Source organism: Pseudomonas donghuensis, assembly GCF_000259195.1.
Lineage (GTDB): Bacteria > Pseudomonadota > Gammaproteobacteria > Pseudomonadales > Pseudomonadaceae > Aquipseudomonas > Aquipseudomonas donghuensis.
In genome coordinates this window covers 9,872-30,818 of the sequence record NZ_JH650785.1, presented here as the reverse complement: position 1 = coordinate 30,818, position 20,947 = coordinate 9,872, and the positions used below count along the sequence as shown (strand labels likewise).

The 20,947-nt window shown below is 64.6% G+C and carries 23 protein-coding genes and 1 pseudogene; 15 read left to right on the top strand and 9 right to left on the bottom strand.

From position 1 onward, the window contains the following. Together UW3_RS29975 and UW3_RS0124700 are read left to right on the top strand one after the other, a co-directional pair. Positions 1-662, top strand: a 662-nt coding sequence (locus UW3_RS29975) for a sensor histidine kinase (RefSeq protein WP_010226587.1), incomplete at its 5' end; no start/stop codon positions are given. Position 663: 1 nt separating this feature from the next. Further along, the gene (locus UW3_RS0124700; protein WP_010226584.1) at positions 664-1,278 is read left to right on the top strand and encodes a response regulator transcription factor; all 615 of its coding nucleotides are present in this window, start codon (positions 664-666) and stop codon (positions 1,276-1,278) included. Between the two features lie 54 nt (positions 1,279-1,332). Here UW3_RS0124700 and UW3_RS0124695 read toward each other — a convergent pair whose 3' ends face one another. Then, a complete protein-coding gene (locus tag UW3_RS0124695; protein WP_026001519.1) occupies positions 1,333-1,653 on the bottom strand; it encodes an ElaB/YgaM/YqjD family protein in 321 nt (106 codons plus the stop codon). Between the two features lie 130 nt (positions 1,654-1,783). Here UW3_RS0124695 and UW3_RS0124690 point away from each other — a divergent pair, with 130 nt between their 5' ends. Continuing rightward, complete coding sequence (locus UW3_RS0124690; protein WP_010226580.1) at positions 1,784-2,038, top strand: hypothetical protein; 255 nt, start codon at positions 1,784-1,786, stop codon at positions 2,036-2,038. 3 nt (positions 2,039-2,041) lie between these two features. Here UW3_RS0124690 and UW3_RS0124685 read toward each other — a convergent pair whose 3' ends face one another. Further along, complete coding sequence (locus UW3_RS0124685) at positions 2,042-2,950, bottom strand: LysR family transcriptional regulator (RefSeq protein ID WP_010226578.1); 909 nt, start codon at positions 2,948-2,950, stop codon at positions 2,042-2,044. An 87-nt stretch (positions 2,951-3,037) separates the two neighbouring features. Here UW3_RS0124685 and UW3_RS0124680 point away from each other — a divergent pair, with 87 nt between their 5' ends. Continuing rightward, on the top strand, positions 3,038-3,967 hold the full coding sequence (locus UW3_RS0124680; RefSeq protein ID WP_010226576.1) for a carbon-nitrogen hydrolase family protein: 930 nt from the start codon (positions 3,038-3,040) through the stop codon (positions 3,965-3,967). 3 nt (positions 3,968-3,970) lie between these two features. Here UW3_RS0124680 and UW3_RS0124675 read toward each other — a convergent pair whose 3' ends face one another. Beyond that, positions 3,971-4,447 carry an LEA/WHy family protein gene (locus UW3_RS0124675; protein WP_010226574.1) on the bottom strand — a complete coding sequence of 159 codons (477 nt, stop codon included), beginning with the start codon at positions 4,445-4,447 and terminating at the stop codon, positions 3,971-3,973. Positions 4,448-4,582: 135 nt separating this feature from the next. Between UW3_RS0124675 and UW3_RS0124670 the strand changes: the two are divergent. The 3 genes and pseudogenes from UW3_RS0124670 to UW3_RS0124660 form a co-directional block, all read left to right on the top strand. Beyond that, a pseudogene (locus UW3_RS0124670) lies at positions 4,583-5,086 on the top strand (RNA polymerase sigma factor); the annotation flags it as partial. A 7-nt stretch (positions 5,087-5,093) separates the two neighbouring features. Then, complete coding sequence (locus UW3_RS0124665) at positions 5,094-5,969, top strand: FecR family protein (RefSeq protein WP_026001517.1); 876 nt, start codon at positions 5,094-5,096, stop codon at positions 5,967-5,969. Between the two features lie 199 nt (positions 5,970-6,168). Beyond that, entirely contained in the window at positions 6,169-8,604 is a 2,436-nt protein-coding gene (locus UW3_RS0124660; RefSeq protein ID WP_010226571.1) for a TonB-dependent receptor, read from the top strand. 1 nt (position 8,605) lies between these two features. Here the strand turns inward: UW3_RS0124660 and UW3_RS0124655 are convergent, their stop codons facing one another. Further along, a complete protein-coding gene (locus UW3_RS0124655; protein ID WP_010226570.1) occupies positions 8,606-9,496 on the bottom strand; it encodes a LysR family transcriptional regulator in 891 nt (296 codons plus the stop codon). A 100-nt stretch (positions 9,497-9,596) separates the two neighbouring features. Here UW3_RS0124655 and UW3_RS0124650 point away from each other — a divergent pair, with 100 nt between their 5' ends. The 6 genes from UW3_RS0124650 (at position 9,597) to UW3_RS0124625 (ending at position 15,186) form a co-directional block, all read left to right on the top strand. Next, positions 9,597-10,676 carry an extracellular solute-binding protein gene (locus UW3_RS0124650; protein WP_010226569.1) on the top strand — a complete coding sequence of 360 codons (1,080 nt, stop codon included), beginning with the start codon at positions 9,597-9,599 and terminating at the stop codon, positions 10,674-10,676. A gap of 21 nt (positions 10,677-10,697) precedes the next feature. Further along, positions 10,698-11,657 (top strand): agmatinase, encoded by a 960-nt coding sequence (gene speB, locus UW3_RS0124645; protein WP_010226567.1) that lies wholly within the window; start codon positions 10,698-10,700, stop codon positions 11,655-11,657. Between the two features lie 125 nt (positions 11,658-11,782). Continuing rightward, the gene (locus UW3_RS0124640) at positions 11,783-12,103 is read left to right on the top strand and encodes a hypothetical protein (protein WP_010226565.1); all 321 of its coding nucleotides are present in this window, start codon (positions 11,783-11,785) and stop codon (positions 12,101-12,103) included. 30 nt (positions 12,104-12,133) lie between these two features. Continuing rightward, on the top strand, positions 12,134-13,282 hold the full coding sequence (locus UW3_RS0124635) for a PQQ-dependent sugar dehydrogenase (RefSeq protein ID WP_010226563.1): 1,149 nt from the start codon (positions 12,134-12,136) through the stop codon (positions 13,280-13,282). A 190-nt stretch (positions 13,283-13,472) separates the two neighbouring features. Continuing rightward, positions 13,473-14,591: a cell division protein ZapE gene (gene zapE / locus UW3_RS0124630; RefSeq protein ID WP_010226561.1), complete on the top strand. Its 1,119-nt coding sequence runs from the start codon at positions 13,473-13,475 to the stop codon at positions 14,589-14,591. Positions 14,592-14,601: 10 nt separating this feature from the next. Then, on the top strand, positions 14,602-15,186 hold the full coding sequence (locus tag UW3_RS0124625; protein ID WP_010226559.1) for a DinB family protein: 585 nt from the start codon (positions 14,602-14,604) through the stop codon (positions 15,184-15,186). Here the strand turns inward: UW3_RS0124625 and UW3_RS0124620 are convergent. From UW3_RS0124620 to UW3_RS0124605, 4 genes are read right to left on the bottom strand one after another with little or no spacing between them, the layout of a single operon-like run. Beyond that, positions 15,183-15,617 carry a YqaA family protein gene (locus UW3_RS0124620; protein WP_010226557.1) on the bottom strand — a complete coding sequence of 145 codons (435 nt, stop codon included), beginning with the start codon at positions 15,615-15,617 and terminating at the stop codon, positions 15,183-15,185. The genes UW3_RS0124625 and UW3_RS0124620 overlap by 4 nt on opposite strands. A gap of 10 nt (positions 15,618-15,627) precedes the next feature. Continuing rightward, positions 15,628-16,056, bottom strand: a complete 429-nt coding sequence (locus UW3_RS0124615) for a DUF411 domain-containing protein (RefSeq protein ID WP_010226555.1) — start codon at positions 16,054-16,056, stop codon at positions 15,628-15,630. Between the two features lie 14 nt (positions 16,057-16,070). Further along, a complete protein-coding gene (locus UW3_RS0124610) occupies positions 16,071-16,967 on the bottom strand; it encodes a copper resistance protein B (RefSeq protein WP_010226553.1) in 897 nt (298 codons plus the stop codon). Next, positions 16,960-18,669: a copper resistance system multicopper oxidase gene (locus UW3_RS0124605; protein ID WP_010226551.1), complete on the bottom strand. Its 1,710-nt coding sequence runs from the start codon at positions 18,667-18,669 to the stop codon at positions 16,960-16,962. Before UW3_RS0124605 ends, UW3_RS0124610 begins: the two co-directional genes overlap by 8 nt. A 175-nt stretch (positions 18,670-18,844) precedes the next feature. Between UW3_RS0124605 and UW3_RS0124600 the strand changes: the two genes are divergently transcribed. Further along, complete coding sequence (locus tag UW3_RS0124600) at positions 18,845-20,002, top strand: sterol desaturase family protein (RefSeq protein ID WP_010226549.1); 1,158 nt, start codon at positions 18,845-18,847, stop codon at positions 20,000-20,002. A gap of 61 nt (positions 20,003-20,063) precedes the next feature. Then, positions 20,064-20,810 carry an SDR family oxidoreductase gene (locus tag UW3_RS0124595; RefSeq protein ID WP_010226547.1) on the top strand — a complete coding sequence of 249 codons (747 nt, stop codon included), beginning with the start codon at positions 20,064-20,066 and terminating at the stop codon, positions 20,808-20,810. On the opposite strand, the gene UW3_RS29970 is transcribed toward UW3_RS0124595, so the two are convergent. Next, positions 20,811-20,947 (bottom strand): response regulator (locus UW3_RS29970; RefSeq protein WP_010226545.1); only part of this gene is annotated, 137 nt, incomplete at its 5' end.

Below are 20,947 nucleotides of genomic sequence, written 5' to 3'. Positions count from 1 at the left end.
AAATCACCCAGCCACTGGCGGCGGTGGTCAACTACGCCAGTGCCAGTCAACGCTACCTGCAGGCGCTGGATCTCGATCCGCAGGCTGCGCAGCGCATTGCCCATGGCTTGCAACGCATCAACGAACAAGCCACCCATGCCGCCGAAGTGATCAAACGCTTGCGCGCCTTTTTGCGCAAGGAGCCGCGGCGCTTGCAGGCCTTGGCGATTGTCGATGTCGTCGGTGAAGCGGTGCGCCTGTGCGATTGGGAAGCCAGCCGTGACCAGGTCAGGATCGAGCAGCGGGTGGCTGAGGGGCTGCCGTCGGTCTATGCCGACCGGGTGCTGCTTGAGCAGGTGCTGCTCAACCTGTTGCGCAATGCCATCGACGCCAACCGCGAGCAACATAAAGGCCAGGCCTCGCGTATCCTGCTCAGCGCAGCGCTTGAGGCGGGCTGGCTAATGATCCGGGTCAGCGATCAAGGGCCGGGGGTGGCGGCCGAGCGCCTGGACGGCATCTTCACCCCGTTCACCACCAGCAAGGCGGATGGCCTGGGTTTGGGCCTGAGCATGAGTCGCAGTATCGTCGAAGGCTTTGGTGGCACTTTGCATGCCCAGCCAGGCGAGGTGGGCGGATTGATCTTGTGCTGTCGGCTGGCGCCGGTGGCCAACAGTGGGGAGTGATATGCAGGAACCGCGGGTGTATGTAGTCGATGACGATCAGGGCATGCTCGATTCGACCGTGTGGCTGCTCGAATCGGTGGGCTTGCAAGCGCTGCCGTTCACCAGCGGCCAGGCGTTTCTCGACGCCTGCGACGGTGACTTGCCGGCCTGTGTGCTGCTGGATGTACGCATGCCGGGCATGGGCGGCCTGAGTGTGCAGGAAGCGTTACGCGCCCGCGGTATCGATTTGCCGGTGATCTTCGTCAGCGGCCATGCCGATGTGCCGATCGTGGTGCGGGCCTTCAAGGCCGGGGCCTGCGATTTCATCGAAAAGCCCTACAACGATCAGTTGCTGCTCGACAGCGTTCAGGATGCCCTCGGGCGAGCGCGCCATGCCGGGCCGCTGGAGGCCGTGCAGGCGCGCATCGATAGCCTCACGCCCCGTGAGCGGGACGTGCTCCTGCCGCTGGTGCAGGGCTATACCAATCGGGAAATTGCCGAGCAGCTCGAGGTCAGCGTCAAGACGGTCGACCTGTATCGCTCGCGGGTGATGAAGCGCATGCAGGCCGAGCACTTGCCGGCGCTGGTGGGGATGGCGATCGCCTGTGGGTTGGTGCAGCCGTTGAACTTGCGTTGAATTGATCGCGGGGCAAGCCCGCTCCCACAGGAGCGAGCCGGACCTGCGATGCTTTTAAGGCCTGCGCCCCAGCAGCAAACCGACCACCAGGCCAAACCCCGCCGAAATCGCCACCGTCTGCCACGGATGGCCGCCGATGTAGTCCTCGGTGGCATCCACCACCGGCTGCGCCTTGCTACGCACGCCGTTGACCGCCTTGCGGGCCTGCTTCAATTTCAGCCCGACCTGGGCGCGCAGGGTTTCGGCTTCTTCGCCAACTAGCGCTGCGCTGTCGCTGAGCAATTTTTCCGATTCTTCGATCAACGCTTGCAGTTCGCTGAACGCCTGATCCTTGATTTGCTCGGCATCGTTTTGCACGGTGGTTCTCCTGGCCATGAGCGCTTCCTCGTCAGTTGATGGCATTGAACAGTGGATGCCAGCGGGCATGGAAAGTTGCAGCGGTTTGCCGAGCGCTGGCGGCTACAGTGTAAGATAGCGCCTATTTTCCAGCGGCAGGACACCCCTCATGAGTTTCAATCTGGCCAACAAGAGCTTCGCCGAACGGGCGCAGATCGAGGACGAGAAAGCACGACTGTTCGAGCTCTGGCAGACCAACCTGGGCAAGGCCAAGGCCGATGCCGCCCGGCTGATCGCCGAGAAGCCGCGGCGCAAGGGCAAATGGGCTGAATGGGTACGGGCAGAGCTGGACGGCATGTCGCCGCCCGAATACGCCAATATGGTCCGCAGTGAAGTCAACAAGCTGATGGCCGCCGCCAAGTAAGTTTCAGGCAAACACCGCCAGTACCGCTTCACGCACCTTCTCCAGCGCCGGGTCCGGTTGCCCGCCGGTGCGCCAGCCCAGTTCCACCGGATACTGCGGCAAGGCCAGCGGGCAAGGCAGCACCACCAGGCCAGCGGTGTCGGCAATGGCCCGGGCGGCATGGCCGGGCAGGGTGGCCAGGCGCTCGCTGCCTTTGAGCAGATAGGCCAGGGCGGCAAAATGGCTGGTCGAGGCCGCCACCCGGCGACTCAAGCCCAGCTCGGCCAACGCTTCGTCGACGATACCGATGAAGCCTCCCGACGACACCAGGATCTGCTCGCGCGCCACGAACGCTTCCAGGCTTAAGCCGCGTTGCCCGGGCATCAGGCTATGCGGATCGACCAGGCACAGGTAATCCCCTTCATCGAGCACCCGGCGGCTGAGCAGGCGGGCGGAAAACCCGCCCGAGGTCAGCGCCAGATCAAGGCTGCGATCCAGTAACGCGCGGGCGACAATCTGGCTGTGGGTCTGGCGAAAGATCAGGCGCAGGCCCGGCGCCAGCTGTTGCACCTGCTCGATCAGGGCCCGGCCGTAGGCGATCTCGAAATCATCGGACAAGCCCAGGGTCACCGCCCGGCCTTCGAACTGTTCGGCCTGCGGGTCGAGCAGGGCCAGGCTTTGCCGGCATTTGTTCAGCGCTTCGCTGATCAGCGGCTTGAGCTGGTTGGCACGCAGGGTCGGCGCCAGGCCGCGCCCGGTGCGCATGAACAGCGGGTCGCCATACACCTCGCGCAAACGCCGCAACGCGGCGCTGACGGCCGACTGGGTCAAGCCCAGGCGCACGGCGGCGCGGCTGGCGCTGACTTCGTCATGCAGGGCTTCGAAGACCTTGAGCAGGTTGAGGTCGATATCGGTGATATTCGCAGGATTCATATCATTCAGAAACGAAGTGGGCTTTATTCATGATTGGCCCGGCGCCGACAATCTGCAACACCCATCGCCCATCCGGAGCACCCGCTAATGACCACGTCCGTCGTCGCCGCCTTGCAGATCGGTTCATCGCCTGAAGGCAAAGCCCATACCCTGGAACAGATCCTTGCCTACGAGCAGGCCATCAGTGAGGCGGGCGCCAGCCTGGTGGTGATGCCCGAAGCGCTGCTGGGGGGGTACCCCAAAGGTGAGATCTTCGGCACGCGCCTGGGCTACCGCCTGCCCGAAGGCCGCGAAGCCTTCGCCCGCTACTTTGCCAATGCCATCGAGGTGCCCGGCAGCGAGACCGACGCCCTCGCTGGCTTGTCGGCGCGCACCGGCGCCAGCCTGGTGCTCGGGGTGATCGAGCGCAGCGGCCATACCCTGTATTGCAGCGTGCTGTTCTTCGAGCCCGAGCAGGGCCTGGTGGCGGTGCACCGCAAGCTGATGCCCACCGGCACCGAGCGGCTGATCTGGGGCCGTGGCGACGGCTCGACCCTGCCGGTGATCGAAGGTCGTGCCGGGCGCATCGGCGCCGCGGTGTGCTGGGAAAACTACATGCCGTTGCTGCGCACGGCGATGTACGCCAAGGGCGTGGAGCTCTGGTGTGCACCGACGGTGGACGAGCGCGAGCTGTGGCAGATGAGCATGCGCCATATTGCTGCCGAAGGCCGTTGCTTCGTGATCAGTGCCTGCCAGGTGCAGGACTCGCCCAACGCGCTGGGCATCGAGGTCGCCGACTGGCCGGGCGAGCGCCAGCTGATTGCCGGGGGCAGCGTGATCGTCGGGCCGCTGGGTGAAGTGCTGGCCGGGCCATTGGTCGGTGAGCGCGGTCTGCTGTGTGCCCAGATCGACACCGCAGAGCTGGTGCGCGCCCGCTATGACTTCGACGTCGTCGGCCACTATGCACGGCCGGATATCTTCGAACTGAGCGTGGATGAGCGCAGCAAACCCGGCGTGCGCTTCATCAATCAGGATTGAGGGTTACCAGGGCGCACTGGCCGGTTGCGGCAGGTTGAGCCGGCCACTGTCGCTGAAGCGCCGGGTACCGAACGCGCCGCCGGCCAGCTTGCCGCGCACGGTGTACGGCAGGCCATCGAGGCTGCGCACCTGGCTCAGGCCCACGGCCTGGCGCAGCACCGAGAACGCGGTGATGCTCACTGGCACCACCAGCACGCCTTCGCTGAAGCGGCCGATGCGACCGCTTTGGTCGCTGACGCCTGCCGCCAACGGCTGGCCATTGATCTCAAGGTTAAGGGCGATGCCGTTGTAGTCGATCGCGGTTTCATTGGGGTTCTGCACGCGGATCTTCACCGCCATGCGCAGTTCCAGGTCCTGGCCGGGCAGGGGATCGATACCAATCACGCTGATGTTCACCGGGTCGCGGGGCTGGAACAGGGCGCAGGCATTCAGGCCGCCGATCAGCAACAGGGCCAGGCACAAGCGTAGGCATCGGGTCACGGGCACAGCTCCAGAACAGGAGAACAGCCCCGAGTGTGGCAAATGCACAGCGGCGTTGAAAGTAGTGTGAGTTATGAAAGATACTTGTTCTCATTAACGTCCGATAATTTCTCTTACTGGCCCATCGAGTCCTTCATGTTGACGTCTCCCGTGTCCGGGCTGCTAGCGAGCTTCCAGGAACATTACGATGACCTGTTGCAGTTCCTGACCCGGCGTATGAGCGATCGGCAGCGGGCCGCCGACGTCGCCCAGGAAACCTACCTGAAACTGGTGAAGATCGAGCAGCAGGACCTGCCGGTGCTGCATGCACGCCGTTTCATCTTTCGCGTGGCCGGCAACCTGGCGATCGATACCCTGCGCCGCGAGCAACGCATGAGCAGCAGTCTCGACGACAGCGAAGTGGCGCGCCAGGTGCCGTGCCCGGCGCCAGCGCCGGAGGCGGCGTTGCTGGCCAGTGAACGCCTGGAGCAGCTCGATGAAGCCTTGCTGCAACTGTCGCCCAACGCCCGTCAGGCCTTGTTGCTCAACCGCGTCGAAGGCCTGACCCAGGCGCAGATCGCACAACGGCTGGGCGTTTCCGAGAGCATGGTGGCAAAATACATCGGCCAGGCCCTGCGCCATTGCCGCGACTGGCTCAAACACAATCATGACTGATGCTCATATGCCCGCGCCGCAGCCGATCAGCGATTTGTCCGATGATGCCCTCGACTGGCAGGTGCTGCTGCATTCGGGCAACGCCAGCGCCAGCGACCAACAACGCTACCGGCGCTGGTGCGCGCTGAGCCCGGCTCATGCCGAGGCCGCGAGTGAAGCCGAGGCGTTGTGGGCGGACCTCGGGCAGACCCGAGCGGCGGCTGAGGTCACGGTGACGGCGCCAGGCCGGCGGCGCTGGGGCTCGAAACTTGCCGCCTCGCTGGTGCTGGCGCTGCTCGGATACGGCGGCCTGCAACAGGCGCCGGCCTTGCTTGCCGACTACCACACCGGGGTTGGCCAGCAGCAGCGGATCACCCTGGTCGATGGCTCGCAGGTCACGCTCAATAGTGGCAGTGCCTTGTCGGTGGACTTCAGCAGTGGCGAGCGTCGCGTTGTGCTCAAGGCCGGTGAGGCCTTGTTCGAACCGGCCGCCGATCCACGGCCGTTCGTGGTCGATGCCGGGGCTGAACCCGTGCAGGGCAGTGCGGCGGTATTCAGCGTGCGCCGTGACGGTGTGCGCAACCGCGTGGTGGTTGCCCAGGGGCAGGCGCGGGTCGGCGGGCAGTGGCTGGAAACCTCGCCCGATGCTCGTGCGCAAACTGCCTGGCAGCGCGGCAAGTTGATCTTCAACGGCAAGCCGCTGCGGGAAGTGTTGGCCGAGCTTGAACGCTATCAACACGGGCGCATCGTGCTGTCTGACCAGCAACTGGCGGCGCTGCAGGTCAGCGGGGTGTTTGACCTGAATGACCCTGAAGGGTTGTTGCGCACCCTGGAGCAGCGCTATGCGCTGAAAGTTACCTACCTGCCCTGGCTGGCGGTGGTGTACTGACGGGCCTCATCGCTGGCAAGCCAGCTCCCACAGGTATTGCATGCACCGTACCTGTGGGAGCTGGCTTGCCAGCGATAGGGGCGTAACTGCGCAAAAAATATTTTCAAATTCCCACTGCAAGTTCTTCCCCGCCCAATCGTCGTAGTGAGACTGATCAGCAATCCATTCTCATTTACAACCATTTGCCTGGAAGAAAACAGTGAAGGGTCCGCTCAAGCCAATCGCCCGTTGCACCGGTTATTTCAAACATGCCCTGTTGGCCTCGACCGCCGTTGCCGCGTTGCTCGGCACCCTGCAGGTGCACGCCGGCGAAGTGCTAAAAGCTGCCGGCACCCAGCAGGAACGTGAAGTATCCCTGGACCTGCCAGCGCAGAACCTCGACCAGGCCCTGACGGCCTTCGCCGACCAGGCCGGCCTGCATTTGCTGTTCACCAGCCAGGACGTGGCCGGCCGCCAAAGCCCGGCACTCAAGGGGCACTACAGCATCGCCCAGGCCCTGCAAAGCCTGCTGGCCGGCAGCGGCATGAGCTGGCAGTTCAGCGAGCAGAACACGGTGATTCTGCGCAAGAGCGCGGCGGCGCCAAGTGTCAGCCTCAAGCCTATCGAAGTCAGCGTCGCCTCGCGTACCAGCACCTCGATCAGTGAAATCCCCGGTACAGTCTGGGTGGTCGACCAGCAGCAACTGCGCGAGCAGATCGACAGCGGCGTCAGCCTCAAGGAAGCCATCGGCAAGCTGGTCCCGGGCCTGGACCTGGCGCCGGAAGGGCGGACCAACTACGGCCAGAACATGCGCGGGCGCAACGTGCTGGTGATGATCGACGGCGTCAGCCAGAACAGCTCACGTGGCCTGTCGCGCCAGTTCGACAGCATCTCGCCGTTCAACGTCGAGCGCGTCGAGGTGCTCTCCGGCGCCAGCGCCCTCTACGGCGGCGGCGCCACCGGCGGGATCATCAACATCGTCACCAAGAAGGGCGAGGCGGGCGCGGCGCGCTTTGAAACCCGGTTGGGCGCCAGCAGCGGCTTCAACAACAGCGACGACCTGTCGACCCGCATCGCCCAGTCGATCAGCGGCGGCAACGAGCGTATCAATGCGCGCCTGGGCGTATCCGCCGAGCAGAACGAGGCGTTCTACGATGGCGCCGGCGAGCAGATCTTCATTGACAACACCCAGACCGACTTGCAGTACAACCGCACCATCGACGTGCTCGGCAGCCTGGGTCTTAGGCTCAACGACGAGCAGAGCCTCGACCTGCTGGCCCAGTACTACGACTCGGGCAACCATGGCAGCACCGGTATCTACTTCCCCAACCTCAACTACAACGGCCCTTCGGACCTGGAAGACGCCGAGCTGCGCGGTGGTTACTCAACCGACCTTGAGCCGCGCACCAAGCGCCTGCTGTTCAACGCCAATTACCACCACAGCGATGTGCTCGGCCAGGACTTCTACCTGCAGGCCTCGTACCGCAAGGAAGACGACAACTTCTATCCGTTCCCGTATTACAACGCCGGCAAGCCGGCAGGTTCCAAGGGCGTGTACTTTGCCGCCTCGCAGCAGAACTTCGAGGTCAGCAGCCTCAAGGCGCTGTTTGCCAAGCAGTGGGACAGCCTCAAGCTGACCTACGGCGTGGACCTGGACCGCGAGCGCTTCAACGCCGAGCAGACCACCTTCGATGCCCGGACCTCCTCCGCAAGCGGCGGTCTGGACCTGGATCAAGCCAGCAAGGCGGCGCGCTACCCCAGCTACCGGGTCGATGGCCTCTCGGCCTACGCCCAGCTGGACTGGAAGGCAACCGACAACCTGAGCGTTTCCGGCGGCGCCCGTCGCCAGCAGATGGACGTCGATGTCGGCGACTTCAAGAACGTCCCCGGCGGTAACAACGACTACCAGGTCAACCTGTTCAACCTTGGCGCCATCTACGACTTCAAGAACGGTCACCAGCTCTGGAGCAACTACGGCGAAGGTTTCGACCTGCCAGACCCGGCCAAGTACTACGGCAAGCCTGGCCTGAGCGTTGAAGACAACCCGCTGGCCGGGATCAAGAGCCGCCAGGTGGAACTGGGCTGGCGCTACGCCGACCTGGACTGGGATGCCCAGGCGGCGGTGTACTACATCTGGTCGGACAAGATCATCAGCACCGACATGGCCACTTTGACCATCAACGTCGAAGACCAGAAAAGCCGTGACTTCGGTTTTGAAGGCGCGCTGGCCCGCCACTTCGAAAGCGGCTGGGAAGCCGGCAGCACCCTGCACCTGGTGCGCTCGGAAGAGCAAGACAAGGAGGGCGACTGGATCAAGCGCGATGCCCGTTATGCTTCGCTGTCCAAGTCCACCGCCTTCGTTGGCTGGAAGGGCGATGGCCAAAGTGCCCGCTTGCAGGCCAACCACGCCTTCACCCTCAAGGACGATGCCGAGCACAAGATCAGCGGCTACACCACCTTCGACCTGCTGGGTAGCCAGGACACTGGTTTCGGGACCTTCAGCGCCGGTATCCAGAACCTGCTCGACAAGCAGTACAGCACCGTCTGGGGCCAGCGTGCGACGCTGTTCTACTCGCCGACCTATGGCCCGGCCTACCTCTACGATTATCAAGGCCGTGGCCGCACCTACACCCTGACCTGGTCGCTGGCCTACTGAGTCAGGCGAAGGCGGCCAACAGGTCGGCGGCAAAGGCCTGCTGGGCATCGCTGGGCACCTGGGCGCGGTGGCGCACCAGCACGAACGGCACGGCGAAATCCAGCGCCGGGTCCAGGCCCTGCAGCAGGCCACGCGCGACCCAGGGGTCGGCATAGTGGCAGGGCAGGTAACCGATGTGCCGGCCGGAGAGGATGAAGGTCAGCGCGCCCTCGACCTGTTCGGAACGAGCGGTGCCACTGGTGCCGTCAAAGGGCTCCTGGCGACTCTGGAAACGGTAGGGGTGTTCGACCTGGTCGGCCTGTTGCAGCGCCTCCAGGCTCACGTCAAGCTGGCCAGCCAGCGGATGATGGCTGGCGCAATACAGGCGCTGGTTTTCCTCGAATAACGGGGTGTAATCGAACGCTGCCTGCTTGCCGGAAAAATAGCCGATGGCCAGGTCCAGGCGCTGCTGCAAAAGCTGGCGCTCAAGGTCTGCCGGCATGGCGCTGACCAGCTCCAGGCGCACCGACTCGTCACGCTGGCGAAAACGCTCGATGGCCCGCGCCAGGCGCAAGGTCACGGTGCTCTCCTGGGCTTCGGAAATGCCGACGCGCACCTCGCCGAGCAAACGCCCAGCCACGCCATTGGCCTGATGGCGAAACGCGTCGATCTGCACCAGCAGTTCGCGGGTGGCCTTGAGCAGCACTTCACCCTTGGCGGTCAGGCCAAAGCCGCCCTTGCCGCGACTGCACAAGCGATACCCCAGGCGGGTTTCCAGGCGCGCCATCTGCTGGCTGATACTCGGCTGGCTCAGGCCCAGCACGCCCTGGGCGGCGCTGAAGCCACCGGCCTCGACTACAGTGACGAACAGCCGCAGCAGGTGCAGGTCGAGGTCGTGCAGTTGTCCCAACATCAAACATTGCTCCTGATGAATGTCAGGTTAATTGACTTGCCATTTTAGTAATGTAACCCGGCAGGCATGCTGGCGGCATCCACTGACAAAGGTGCCCGACATGCGTACATCCCTGTGGTTGTTGTCCCTGGCTTTGGCCTTGCCGGTGCAGGCCGAGGAAAAAGTCCTCAACCTGTACAGCTGGGCCGATTACGTCGCCCCCGAGACCTTGCAGCGTTTCGAGCAGGAAACCGGCTACAAGGTGCGCTACGACACCTTCGACACCACCGAAGTGCTGGAAACCAGGTTGCTCACCGGTGGCAGTGGTTATGACGTTGTCGTGCCGTCCGCCAGTCTGCTGGCCCGCGCCCTGGCCGCAGGCGCCTTGCAGCCGCTACAAGCCCAGGCCATGCCCGGTTACAGCAACCTCGACCAGGACCTGCTGGCCAAGCTCGCCGAGGTTGACCCCGGTAACCGGTACGCCGTGCCTTACACCTGGGGCACCCTGGGCCTGGGCATGAACCTTGAAGCGGTGCGCCAGCGGCTGGGCGATGCACCGCTGGACAGCCTCGACCTGCTGTTCAAGCCCGAGTACGCCAGCAAGCTCAAGGATTGCGGGATTGCCATGTCCGACTCGCCCCAGGAGGTGATTGGCGTAGCCTTGAATTACCTGGGCAAGGATCCCTACAGTCGCGACAAAAACGACCTGGCGGCCGCCCAGGCGCTGCTCAAGCAATTGCAGCCATCGATCAGCTATGTCGCCAACGGCCGGCAGATCAACGACCTGGCCAACGGCAGCGTGTGCCTGGCCCTGACCTACAACGGTGATGCCGCCATGGCTGCCGATCAGGCGCAAAAGGCCGGCAAGCCGTACCAGGTGATCTATCGCATTCCCCGCGAAGGCACGCTGATCTGGCAGGACAACCTGGTCATGCCCAAGGACGCCCCGCACCCGGACGCCGCCCGCGCCTTCATCGCCTTCATGTTGCGTCCCGACTCGGTGGCGCCGTTGACCAACACGCTGTTCTTTGCCAATGCCAACCAGGCGGCCACGCCCCTGGTGGACGAGGCGGTGCGCAGCGACCCGGACATCTACCCCTCGGCCGAAGTGCGCGCGCGGCTGTTTGCCGACCGCAGCATGAGCCTGGCCGACATGCGCCAGCGTACCCGCCTGTGGACCACCTTCCGTAGCCGCCAGTAACAACAGACCAGGAGCCCGACCATGGACCTCGCCCCCGACAACGACCAGGCCATCACCCGCGACAGCCTGTACGGCACCATCGCCGAAAACACCTTTGCCGGTATCACCAGTTTCTCCCGCCGTCGCTACAGCCGCGACCTGCGCGGTGTCGATGTGGTGGTCAGCGGCGTGCCATTCGACACCGCCACCAGCAACCGCCCGGGCGCGCGCTTCGGGCCACGGGCGATTCGTGCCGCATCGGTGCAGCAGGCCTGGGCCCGGCACTGGCCGTGGGAGTTCGACCCGTTCGATCACCTGGCCGTGATCGACTACGGCGACTGCAACTTCGATTACGGCAGCCCGCATACCGTGCCGCACAGCATCCAGGCCCATGCCGAGCAGATGCTCGAAGCCGGCTGTGCCATGCTCACCCTGGGCGGTGATCACTTCATCAGCTACCCGTTGCTCAAGGCTCATGCTCGCAAGCACGGGCCGCTGGCGCTGATCCACTTCGATGCCCACAGCGACACCTGGCCGGACGAGGAGGGCCAGCGTGTCGATCACGGCACCATGTTCTGGCATGCCGCCCGCGAAGGCCTGGTGGACCCGGCGCGCTCGGTGCAGATCGGCCTGCGCACCACCAATGACGAGACCCAGGGCTTTGCCGTGCTCGACGCCCGTCAGGTGCATCAACGCGGTACCCAGGCGATCATCGAGGCGATCCGCCAGCGGGTCGGCGATCAGCCGGTGTACCTGACCTTTGACATTGACTGCCTGGACCCTGCGTATGCCCCAGGTACCGGCACTCCGGTGTGTGGCGGTCTGACCACGGTGCAGGCCCTGGAAATCCTCGGCGGGCTGCGCGGTATCAACCTGGTGGGCATGGACCTGGTGGAAGTCGCGCCGGCCTACGACCATGCCGATATTACTGCCCTGGCCGGCGCGACCCTGGCCATGGAGATGCTCTGCCTGTATGCCGCCCGGCATAAGGTCGATAGCTGATCCGGTAACAAAATGAATCACCTCCGGGGGAATTCGAGGTTTCCCGGCGAACCTGTCGCGCCTTAGGCTATCCAACGCTTGGGCGCGCTGGTTTTCGGCGCCGCGTGGTGCCGGAGGTGAATAGCGTGAACCGATCCCTGTCGGGCCTGGCAATGGCCCTGCTCTTGAGCTCGCCGCTGCAGGCGGCGCCCGTTGCCGGGCCGTTGCAGCTGGCGGCCAGCAACAACAACCCCTACAACAGCCCGATCATGCGCGCCAACCCCAACAGCCGCCAGGGCAGCGTGCCAGCCACGCCGCCCGTGCGCGGCCCTTCGACCCAGCCCAATCCGCGCCCGCCGACCCTGGAGAACCGCGGTATCGGCAATGGCGAGAACATCCGCCGCGAACAGACCACCCCGCGCCTGGAGCCCAGCCGGCCGCCGCGCGAACCTGCGCGTACGCCCTGAGTAACAGGCCCTCCCTGGAAGGAATCGCTGATGTCCCCACGCACCTGGCTACCCACCCTGATGACCGCGGCGCTGTTGCCGCTGCTGGCCCATGCCGCGCCCGAGCGCGATTTCAACAGCGAGGAGGGCAGCGTCAAGGTCAGCACCCTCGCCGAGGGCCTGCGCAACCCCTGGGCCATGGCGTTCTTGCCGGACGGCCAGGGCATCCTGGTGAGCGAGCGGGCCGGCAACCTGCGCATGGTCAGCCCCGAAGGCAAGGTCGGGCCCCCTCTGGGCGGGGTCCCCGAGGTGTGGGCCGAGGGCCAGGGCGGCTTGCTCGATGTGCTGCTGTCGCCGACCTTCAAGCAGGACCGCATGGTCTACCTGTCCTATGCCGAAGGTGGCGGGGACGGCGGCACGGCCGGCACCGCGGTGGGCCGCGGGCGCTTGTCCCGCGACAACGCCAAGCTTGAAGACTTCAACGTGATCTTCCGCCAGCAACCCAAGCTCTCCAGCGGTAACCATTTTGGCTCGCGCCTGGTGTTCGACCGCGATGGCTACCTGTTCATTGCCCTGGGCGAGAACAACCAGCGGCCGACCTCGCAGGACCTGGACAAACTGCAAGGCAAGGTGGTGCGCATCCTGCCGGATGGTACGGTGCCCAAGGACAACCCGTTTGTCGGTCGCGACAACGTGCGCCCGGAAATCTGGTCGTTCGGCCACCGCAACCAGCAGGGCGCAGCGCTCAACCCCTGGACCGGCGAGCTGTGGACCCACGAGCACGGGCCCCGTGGCGGCGATGAAATCAACATCCCCAAACCTGGCAAGAACTATGGCTGGCCGATCGCCACCCACGGCATCAACTATTCGCTGATGCCAATTCCGGAGGCCAAAGGCGAGCACGTGGATGGCATGGTCGACCCGCACCATGTCTGGGAAAAGTCCCCGGCCATCAGCGGCATGGCGTTTTACGACAACCCGCGTTTCAAGCCCTGGGATCACAGCCTGTTCATCGGCGCGCTGGCGGCCCAGGAGTTGATCCGCCTGGAGCTCAAGGGCGACAAGGTGGTGCATGAGGAGCGCCTGCTGGGTGAGCTCAAGGCGCGCATTCGTGATGTGCGGGTGGGGCCGGATGGATACCTGTATCTGCTGACCGATGAGCGTGATGGGGCGTTGCTCAAAGTCGGGCTGGATTTGTAGAGCGGCTTGCCCCGAACCCTGTGGGAGCTGGCTTGCCTGCGATCGAGCGCGCAGCGGTCGTAATCCAGGCGCCTGCTGATGTGCAGGCTGTACTGGCCCCATCGCTGGCAAGCCAGCTCCCACAGGATGCAGGCTTGCCCCATACTGCGCTGCAGCCGCAGAATGCCCCCTTTTGCGATGGACGCCACGCATGTCCTGCTTCACCGAACAGTCCCCACTGACCCTCTACCAGCAGGCCATAGCCAGCCAGGGCTTTGTCAGCGACCCGGCCCAGTTGCAGGCCGCCAGCGCCCTGCAAACCTGCTTCGCGGCCCTGCAGCGTGGCGAGACCCCGCAGGGGGTCTACCTCTGGGGGCCGGTCGGGCGCGGCAAGACCTGGCTCATGGATCAGTTCCACGCCTGCCTGCAGGTACCGGCCAGGCGCCAGCACTTTCACCACTTCATGCGCTGGGTGCATCAACGCCTGTTCCAGCTCAACGGCACGGCCGAGCCGTTGCGGGCCCTGGCCTTGTCCCTGGCCGAAGAGATCCGCGTGCTGTGTTTTGACGAGCTGTTCGTCAATGACATCGGCGATGCGATCATTCTCGGTGGTCTGTTCCAGGTCCTGTTCGAGGCCGGGGTGGTGATCGTGGCCACGTCCAACCAGCCGCCCGAGCAGCTCTACAGCGACGGTTTCAACCGTGAGCGCTTCCTGCCGGCGATTGCCGCCATCGAGCAGCATATGCAGGTGATCGCCGTAGCAGGGGAGCAGGACCATCGCCTGCATCCGGGCGCGGCGCAGCAACGCTACTGGGTACACGACAACGGCCGGCCCAGTGCCCTTGAGCAGGTCTTCGCCCAGTTACGTGGTGATCAAGCGAGCGCTGGCCAGCCGCTGCAGATCGGCTCGCGCAGCTTGAACGTGGTGCAACGCTGCGACAGCGTGCTCTGGTGTCGCTACGCCGACCTCTGTGAGCAACCCTTTGCCGCCATGGATTTCATGGCCTTGTGCGACAGTTTCCAGGCCATCCTGCTGGGCGAGGTGCCGGCCCTCGGCGCCCGCCAGCGCCCGGCGAAGATTGCCCGTGGCACCGAAGACGGCGCCCAGCGGGTGGTGGCCGGGGACCGCGAACTGCCGCAACTGTCGGTGCATGACGACAGCGTACGGCGCTTCATCGCCCTGGTCGATGAATGCTATGACCGGCGCATCGCCTTGTACCTGGAAGCCGAAGTAGCGCTTGAAGCGCTCTACACTCAAGGGTATCTGGAGTTCCCGTTCCGGCGTACGCTCAGCCGCTTGCGGGAGATGCAACTGCAACGCTTCTGCTGAGGAATCGATCATGACCGAGCCTCTCTCGCATCACCTGCTGACCATGGCCTACCAGAATGGCTGGGCCAACCACAGGGTGTACAAGGCCTGCAGGCAACTGAGCCAGGATGAGTTCGTCGCCCCGCGGGCGAGTTTCTTCCCGTCGATCAAGGCCACCCTCAACCACCTCCTCACCGTCGACTGGTTTTACCTGCAGGCCCTGGAGTGCGAGCAGCGCGGCGAAGCGCCCGACCCGGACAGCCAGCGCTTCTTCGAGCCCGAGGAACCCTATGCCACCTGCCTGGAGCTGCACGCCGAGCAGGTGCAGGCCGACCACCGGCTGATCGCCTACTGCCGCCAGTTGCGTGACGACCAGTTACACCGCTACGTGAACATCGTGCGCCCCGACTGGGTACAGCGCGAGCAACGCCTGCGCCTGCTGTCGCACCTGTTCGAGCACCAGATCCACCACCGTGGCCAGGTGCACGCGATGCTGTACGACACCTCGGTGCGACCGCCGCAGTTGGACGAGTTTTTTTGTGAGGATGAAGCGCACCTGCGCGCCCAGGACTTCGCCGAGCTGGGCTGGACCGAGGCGCAGATCTGGGGGCGCTAGTGCTGCATCCAGCCCAGGGTCAGCAGCGCCAGGACTAGGTAACGGCCGGCTTTGGCGACAGTGACGAGCATGACAAAGCGCCAGAACGGCTCGCGCATGATCCCGGCAATCAGCGTCAGGGGGTCGCCGATCACCGGCATCCAGCTCAGCAGCAGTGACCACTGGCCGTAGCGCTGGTAGCGTTGCTGGGCCTTTTCCAGCTGCTCGGGCTTGAACGCAAACCAGCGCTTGTCACGCAGGTGTTCGATGCCACGGCCCAGCAGCCAGTTGACGATTGAACCGAGGACATTACCGGCGGTGGCGATCAGCAGCAGGCTGACCAACGCCTCGGGCTCGCGCAGCAGCAGGCCGACCAGCACGGCTTCCGATTGCAGCGGCAGCAAGGTCGCGGCGCCGAAGGCGCTGAGAAACAGCGCCCAGTAACTGAGCATCAGGGCCGGATCAGTAGTTGGCGACCACTTCGTCCTTGCCCTCGGCGGTCAGGCCGATGACCTGGTAGGCGTCCTTGTGGTCACCCATTTCCATGCCCGGCGAGCCCATGGGCATGCCCGGTACGGCCAGGCCCTTGAGGTCCGGGCGCTTGGCCAACAGCTTGATCTGTTCGGCCGGTACATGGCCTTCGACGAATTTGCCGTCGATCACCCCGGTATGGCAGGAAGCCAGGCGCGGCTCGACGCCCAGGCGCTGCTTGACTGCGCTCATGTTTGGCTCGACATGGTCGTTGACCGTGTAGCCGTTGTCCTGCAGGTGCTTGATCCATTGCTTGCAGCAGCCGCAGTTGGGGTCGCGGTACACGTCGATGGTTTGCCCGGCCTGGGCCAGGGTGCTCAAGGCCAGCAGGCCGAAGGCGACAATTTTTTTGCTCAGCATGTACTTCTCCACTTCTAGAAACGCAGGCGAACCCCGGCGACCAGGCGGGTCTGGCCGATATCGCCGTGCTCATCACGGATCTGTTCGGCGTTGTTGCCGTAGGCCCGGTTGAAGCTGATGCCCAGGTACGGGGCAAAGCCGCGGGTGATTTCGTAGCGCAGGCGCAGGCCGATCTCGCTGTCGGCAAGGCCGCTGCCCTGGTCCCGTGTCGCGTCGTTGCGGCCATAGAAGTTGGCCTCAAGCGACGGTTCGAGGATCCAGCGATTGCTCAGCAGGATAGCGTAACTGCTCTCCAGGCGCAGCGCGGTTTGCTGGCGCTCGCCAGCGTACAAGGTGGCCTCCAGCTCCAGGCCGTACAGTGGCGTGCCCTGGATGCCGAAGGCGGCCCAGGTCTGGCCACTGGCCGGTTTGAAGTCCTGGCGCAGGCCGCCGACCAGTTCCCACCAAGGGCTGATGGCATGGCCCCAGAGCGCCTGCAGCTCGGCCTTGTGGGTCACGCCCTGTTCGCGTTCGCCTTCAGTGCGCAGCCACAGGCGGTCGATATCGCCGCCGATCCAGGCGTTGGCGTTCCAGTTCAGGGCACTGCTGCTGTCAAAGTTCTGGTATTCCAGTTGCTCGACGATCACCGCCCAGTTGCTCTGCCGGTCATGGACCTGATGGCCGGGCAGGGGCGGGAAGGCGGCCTGGCGGTCGGCGTCGGTAATCGGCCTTAGTGGTGTACGTGGCGTCTGCGGCATCATGCCGTGGTTCATGCCCTGGTGGTTCATGTTCTGCGCGGGCATGCCTTGATGGTTCATGGCGCCGTGGCCCATGGCGGCGTGATCCATGGCCTCGGCGCGCGCCTCTTCACTGGCCAGCAAGGCCAGCAGGGCGAAGCCGCCGAGCAGCGGTCGCAAGATCGGCTCATTCATCGACGCGTACCTCGCGGAACATGCCCATCTCCATGTGATAGAGCAGGTGGCAGTGATAGGCCCAGCGCCCCAGGGCGTCGGCGCTGACCCGGTAGCTGCGCCGGCTGCCCGGGGGGATGTCGAGGGTGTGCTTGCGCACCTGGAAGCGCCCGTGTTCGTCCTCCAGGTCGCTCCACAAGCCATGCAGGTGGATCGGGTGGGCCATCATCGTGTCGTTGACCAGAGTGATGCGCAGGCGCTCGCCATAGGTCAGACGCAGCGGCTCGGCGTCGGAGAACTTGATGCCATTGAACGACCAGGCAAAGCGCTCCATGTGCCCGGTCAGGTGCAGTTCGATCTCCCGTGACGGCTCGCGGCCATCGGGGTCGGCGAAAGTGCTCTTCAGGTCGGCGTAGGTCAGCACCCGACGGCCGTTGTTGCGCAGGCCGATGCCCGGGTCGGCGAGGTTGGGCTTGGGGCTCATGGTCTGCATGTCGACCAGCGGGTTGCCGCTTTCGCTGGCCGGGTGCTGTTGCATGCCGGCCATCATCGAGTGGTCCATGCCGGCCATCTGGCTGTGGTCCATGGCGCCCATGTCCGCCATGGCGCCGTGGCCCATATCGGCCATCGACAGGATCGGCCGCGGGTCCGGTTCCGGTACTTCGGCGCTGAGGCCGTTGCGGCGGGCCAGGGTGCCACGGGCATAGCCGCTGCGGTCCATGCTCTGGGCATAGAGGGTGTAGGCGGGCAGGTCACCGACCCGCACCAGCACGTCGTAGGTCTCGGCCACGGCGATGCGCAACTCGTCGACCTCGACCGGTTGCACCGGTTGGCCGTCGGCGGCAATCACGGTGAGCTTCAGGCCCGGAATGCGAAAGTCGAAGTAGCTCATGGCCGAACCGTTGATCAGGCGCAGGCGCACGGTGTCGCCGGGCTCGAACAGGCAGGTGAAGTTGCCGTCTGGCGGCTGGCCGTTGAGCAGGTAGGTGTAGGTGGCGGCGCTGATGTCGGCAAGGTCGGTAGGGCTCATGCGCATGGCTGCCCAGGCCTTGCGCTCGGTGACGGTTTGCTGCCAGCCGTTGCTGGCGACATCGTCGATGAAGTCGCCAACGGTGCGCTTGTGGTAATTGAAGGCATCCGACTGCTTTTTCAGGGTCGCCATCAGCTCACCGGGGGCCTGGTCGCTCCAGTCGCTGAGCAACAGCACGTAGTCGCGCTGATAGCGATGGGGTTCGGGCACCTTGGGCTCGATGACAATGGCGCCATAGACTCCGGCCTGCTCCTGCAAGCCGGAATGGCTGTGGTACCAGTAGGTACCGCTCTGCTCCAGGGTAAAGCGGTACAGGTACTCGCCACCGGGCTCGATGCCGGCAAAGCTCAGGCCCGGTACGCCATCCATGTTGGCCGGGAGGATGATCCCGTGCCAGTGCAGCGAGGTCGGCTCGCCCAGGCGGTTGCGCACCCGCAGGGTCACCGTGTCGCCTTGCCGCCAACGCAGGGTCGGGCCGGGCAGGCTGTTGTTGATGGTCAGGGCCGTGCGCGAGCGGCCAGTGATGTTCACCGGCGTCTGACCGATGAACAGCTCGAAGTGCTGGCCGCTCAGTTCATTGCTGAACACCGCAGGTGCGGCAAACGCCGGCAGGCGCCAGAGGCCGAGGCCGGCCAGGGCGCTGCCGGCGGCAAAGCCCTTGACGAAGGTTCGGCGGGTCGGGTGTCGAAGCATAGGGTGCCATTCCAGGGGCGGGGATGACACGACCTTAGCCAGCGCTGACTGTCAGTAAACTGAGCAGTGGATTACAGATTTGTCAGTTGCTGGTGCAGGTGGCGGTTCACTGGCGGCCGCAGGTCGGTATACTCCGCGCCGCACGGAGCCCATCACCATCAAGGAACAGCGATTCATGCAGGCAATCAAGGCCTATTTCAAACGCCACGGCCACGACCCCTTCAAGCTTGGCGAAGGGCGCATCAGCGGTTACATCTCGGCTGCCCTGGGGCTGCTCAGCCTGCTGGCGGTGCTGTGTTTCCTGTTTCCGCAGTGGCTGACCTTTGCCGAGTTCCGCAAGGTCTACAGCGTGCACTTCGCCCGCACCGTACTGCTGATCGGGCTGATCCTGGCCTTTGCCCTGGGCACCCTGAACATCCTCCTCAACAAGCGCAAGCGCCTGGGCTTCACCGGCATCAGCGCAGCGGGGCTGGCGATGTTTCTGGGCGGTACCAACATCCAGACCGAAGTCATTGGCCAGACCCCGTACTCGCTGGGCCTGGACTGGTTCGTGCTGGCGCTGCTGGTGTCGGCGGTGATCTTCATCCCGCTGGAAAAGCTCTACGCCAAGGACCCGCAGCAGAACATCCTGCGCCCGCACTGGCGCACCGACCTCAGTTACTTTTTCGTCAGCCACATGCTGGTGCAGTTCATCCTTATTTTCGTCACCGCCTCATCCAGCTGGCTGGCCGCCTGGGTAGTGTCCGATACCCTGCAGGCCAAGGTGCAAAGCCTGCCGATCGTGGTGCAGTTTCTGCTCGCGGTGTTTGTCGCCGACCTCGGCCAGTACTGGCTGCACCGCCTGTATCACGTGGTGCCGTGGATGTGGCGCTTTCATGCGGTGCACCACTCGAGCACGCACATGGACTGGCTGGCCGGTTCGCGTATCCACTTCTGCGAGATTCTCCTGACCCGCACCGGGGTGCTGGCGCCCTTGATCCTGCTGGGCTTCTCGCCCCAGGCGATGAACGCCTATGTGATCCTGGTCGGCGTGCAGGCGGTACTGGCCCACGCCAACGTGCGTATCGATGGCGGCTGGCTCAACTACTTGCTGGTGTTGCCGCGTTATCACCACTGGCACCACGCCCGGCACAAGGATTACATTTACAAGAACTACGCGATCCACACACCGCTGGTGGACATGCTGTTCGGCACCTTCAAGCTGCCACCCAAGGAATGGCCGGCGCGTTATGGTGTGTTCGGCAAGGACCTGCCAGACGGCATCGTTAGCCAGCACCTGTACCCACTACGCAAGGCCGAGCCCAAGGCGCCGCCACCGCCACCGGCTGCCTGAAGCGGCTTTGTGCCCGGCCCCTGACTGCGTTAGCCTTGAGGGGTCAACGCAAGGAGTATCCATGGACAAGGTTATCGTGATCACTGGCGCCAGCCGCGGCATTGGCGCCGCCACCGCGCGCCTGGCCGCACGCGCCGGTTACCGTATCTGCATCAACTACCTGACCGATGACGAGGCTGCCCAGCGGGTGCTGGCCGAGGTCCGCGAGCTGGGCGCCGAAGCCATCGCGGTCAAGGCCGATGTCAGTGTCGAGGATGAGATCATCCAGCTGTTTCTGCGCGTGGATGCCGAGCTCGGGCCGGTCACCGCACTGGTCAACAATGCCGGCACCATCGGCCAGAAGAGCCGGGTCGAGGAAGTGTCGGAGTTTCGCCTGCTCAAGCTGATGAAAACCAACGTGGTCGGGCCGATGCTGTGCGCCAAGCATGCGCTGCAGCGCATGTCGACCCGCCATGGCGGGCAGGGCGGCAGCATCGTCAACGTTTCATCGATAGCGGCACGGCTGGGTTCGCCCAACGAGTACGTCGACTATGCCGCCTCCAAGGGGGCGCTGGACACCTTCACGCTGGGCCTGGCCAAGGAAGTTGCGGGTGAAGGTGTGCGGGTCAATGCCGTGCGCCCGGGTTACATCTTCACCGACTTCCATGCGCTCAGCGGCGACCCGGATCGGGTCAGCAAGCTGGCGCCGGGCATTCCCATGGGCCGGGGCGGGCAGGCAGAAGAAGTGGCCGAGGCGATTCTTTGGCTGCTGTCAGACAAAGCCTCTTACTCCACTGGCAGTTTCCTTGACCTGGGGGGTGGGCGCTGATCAGCCGATCATCTCCTCGATACGCTGGGCCAGGGTATCGAGGCTGAACGGCTTGCTCAGCACCCGGGTAGTCGGCTCGAACACACCGCCGCCCAGCACCGCCTGTTCGGCGTAGCCGGTGATGAACAGCACTTTCA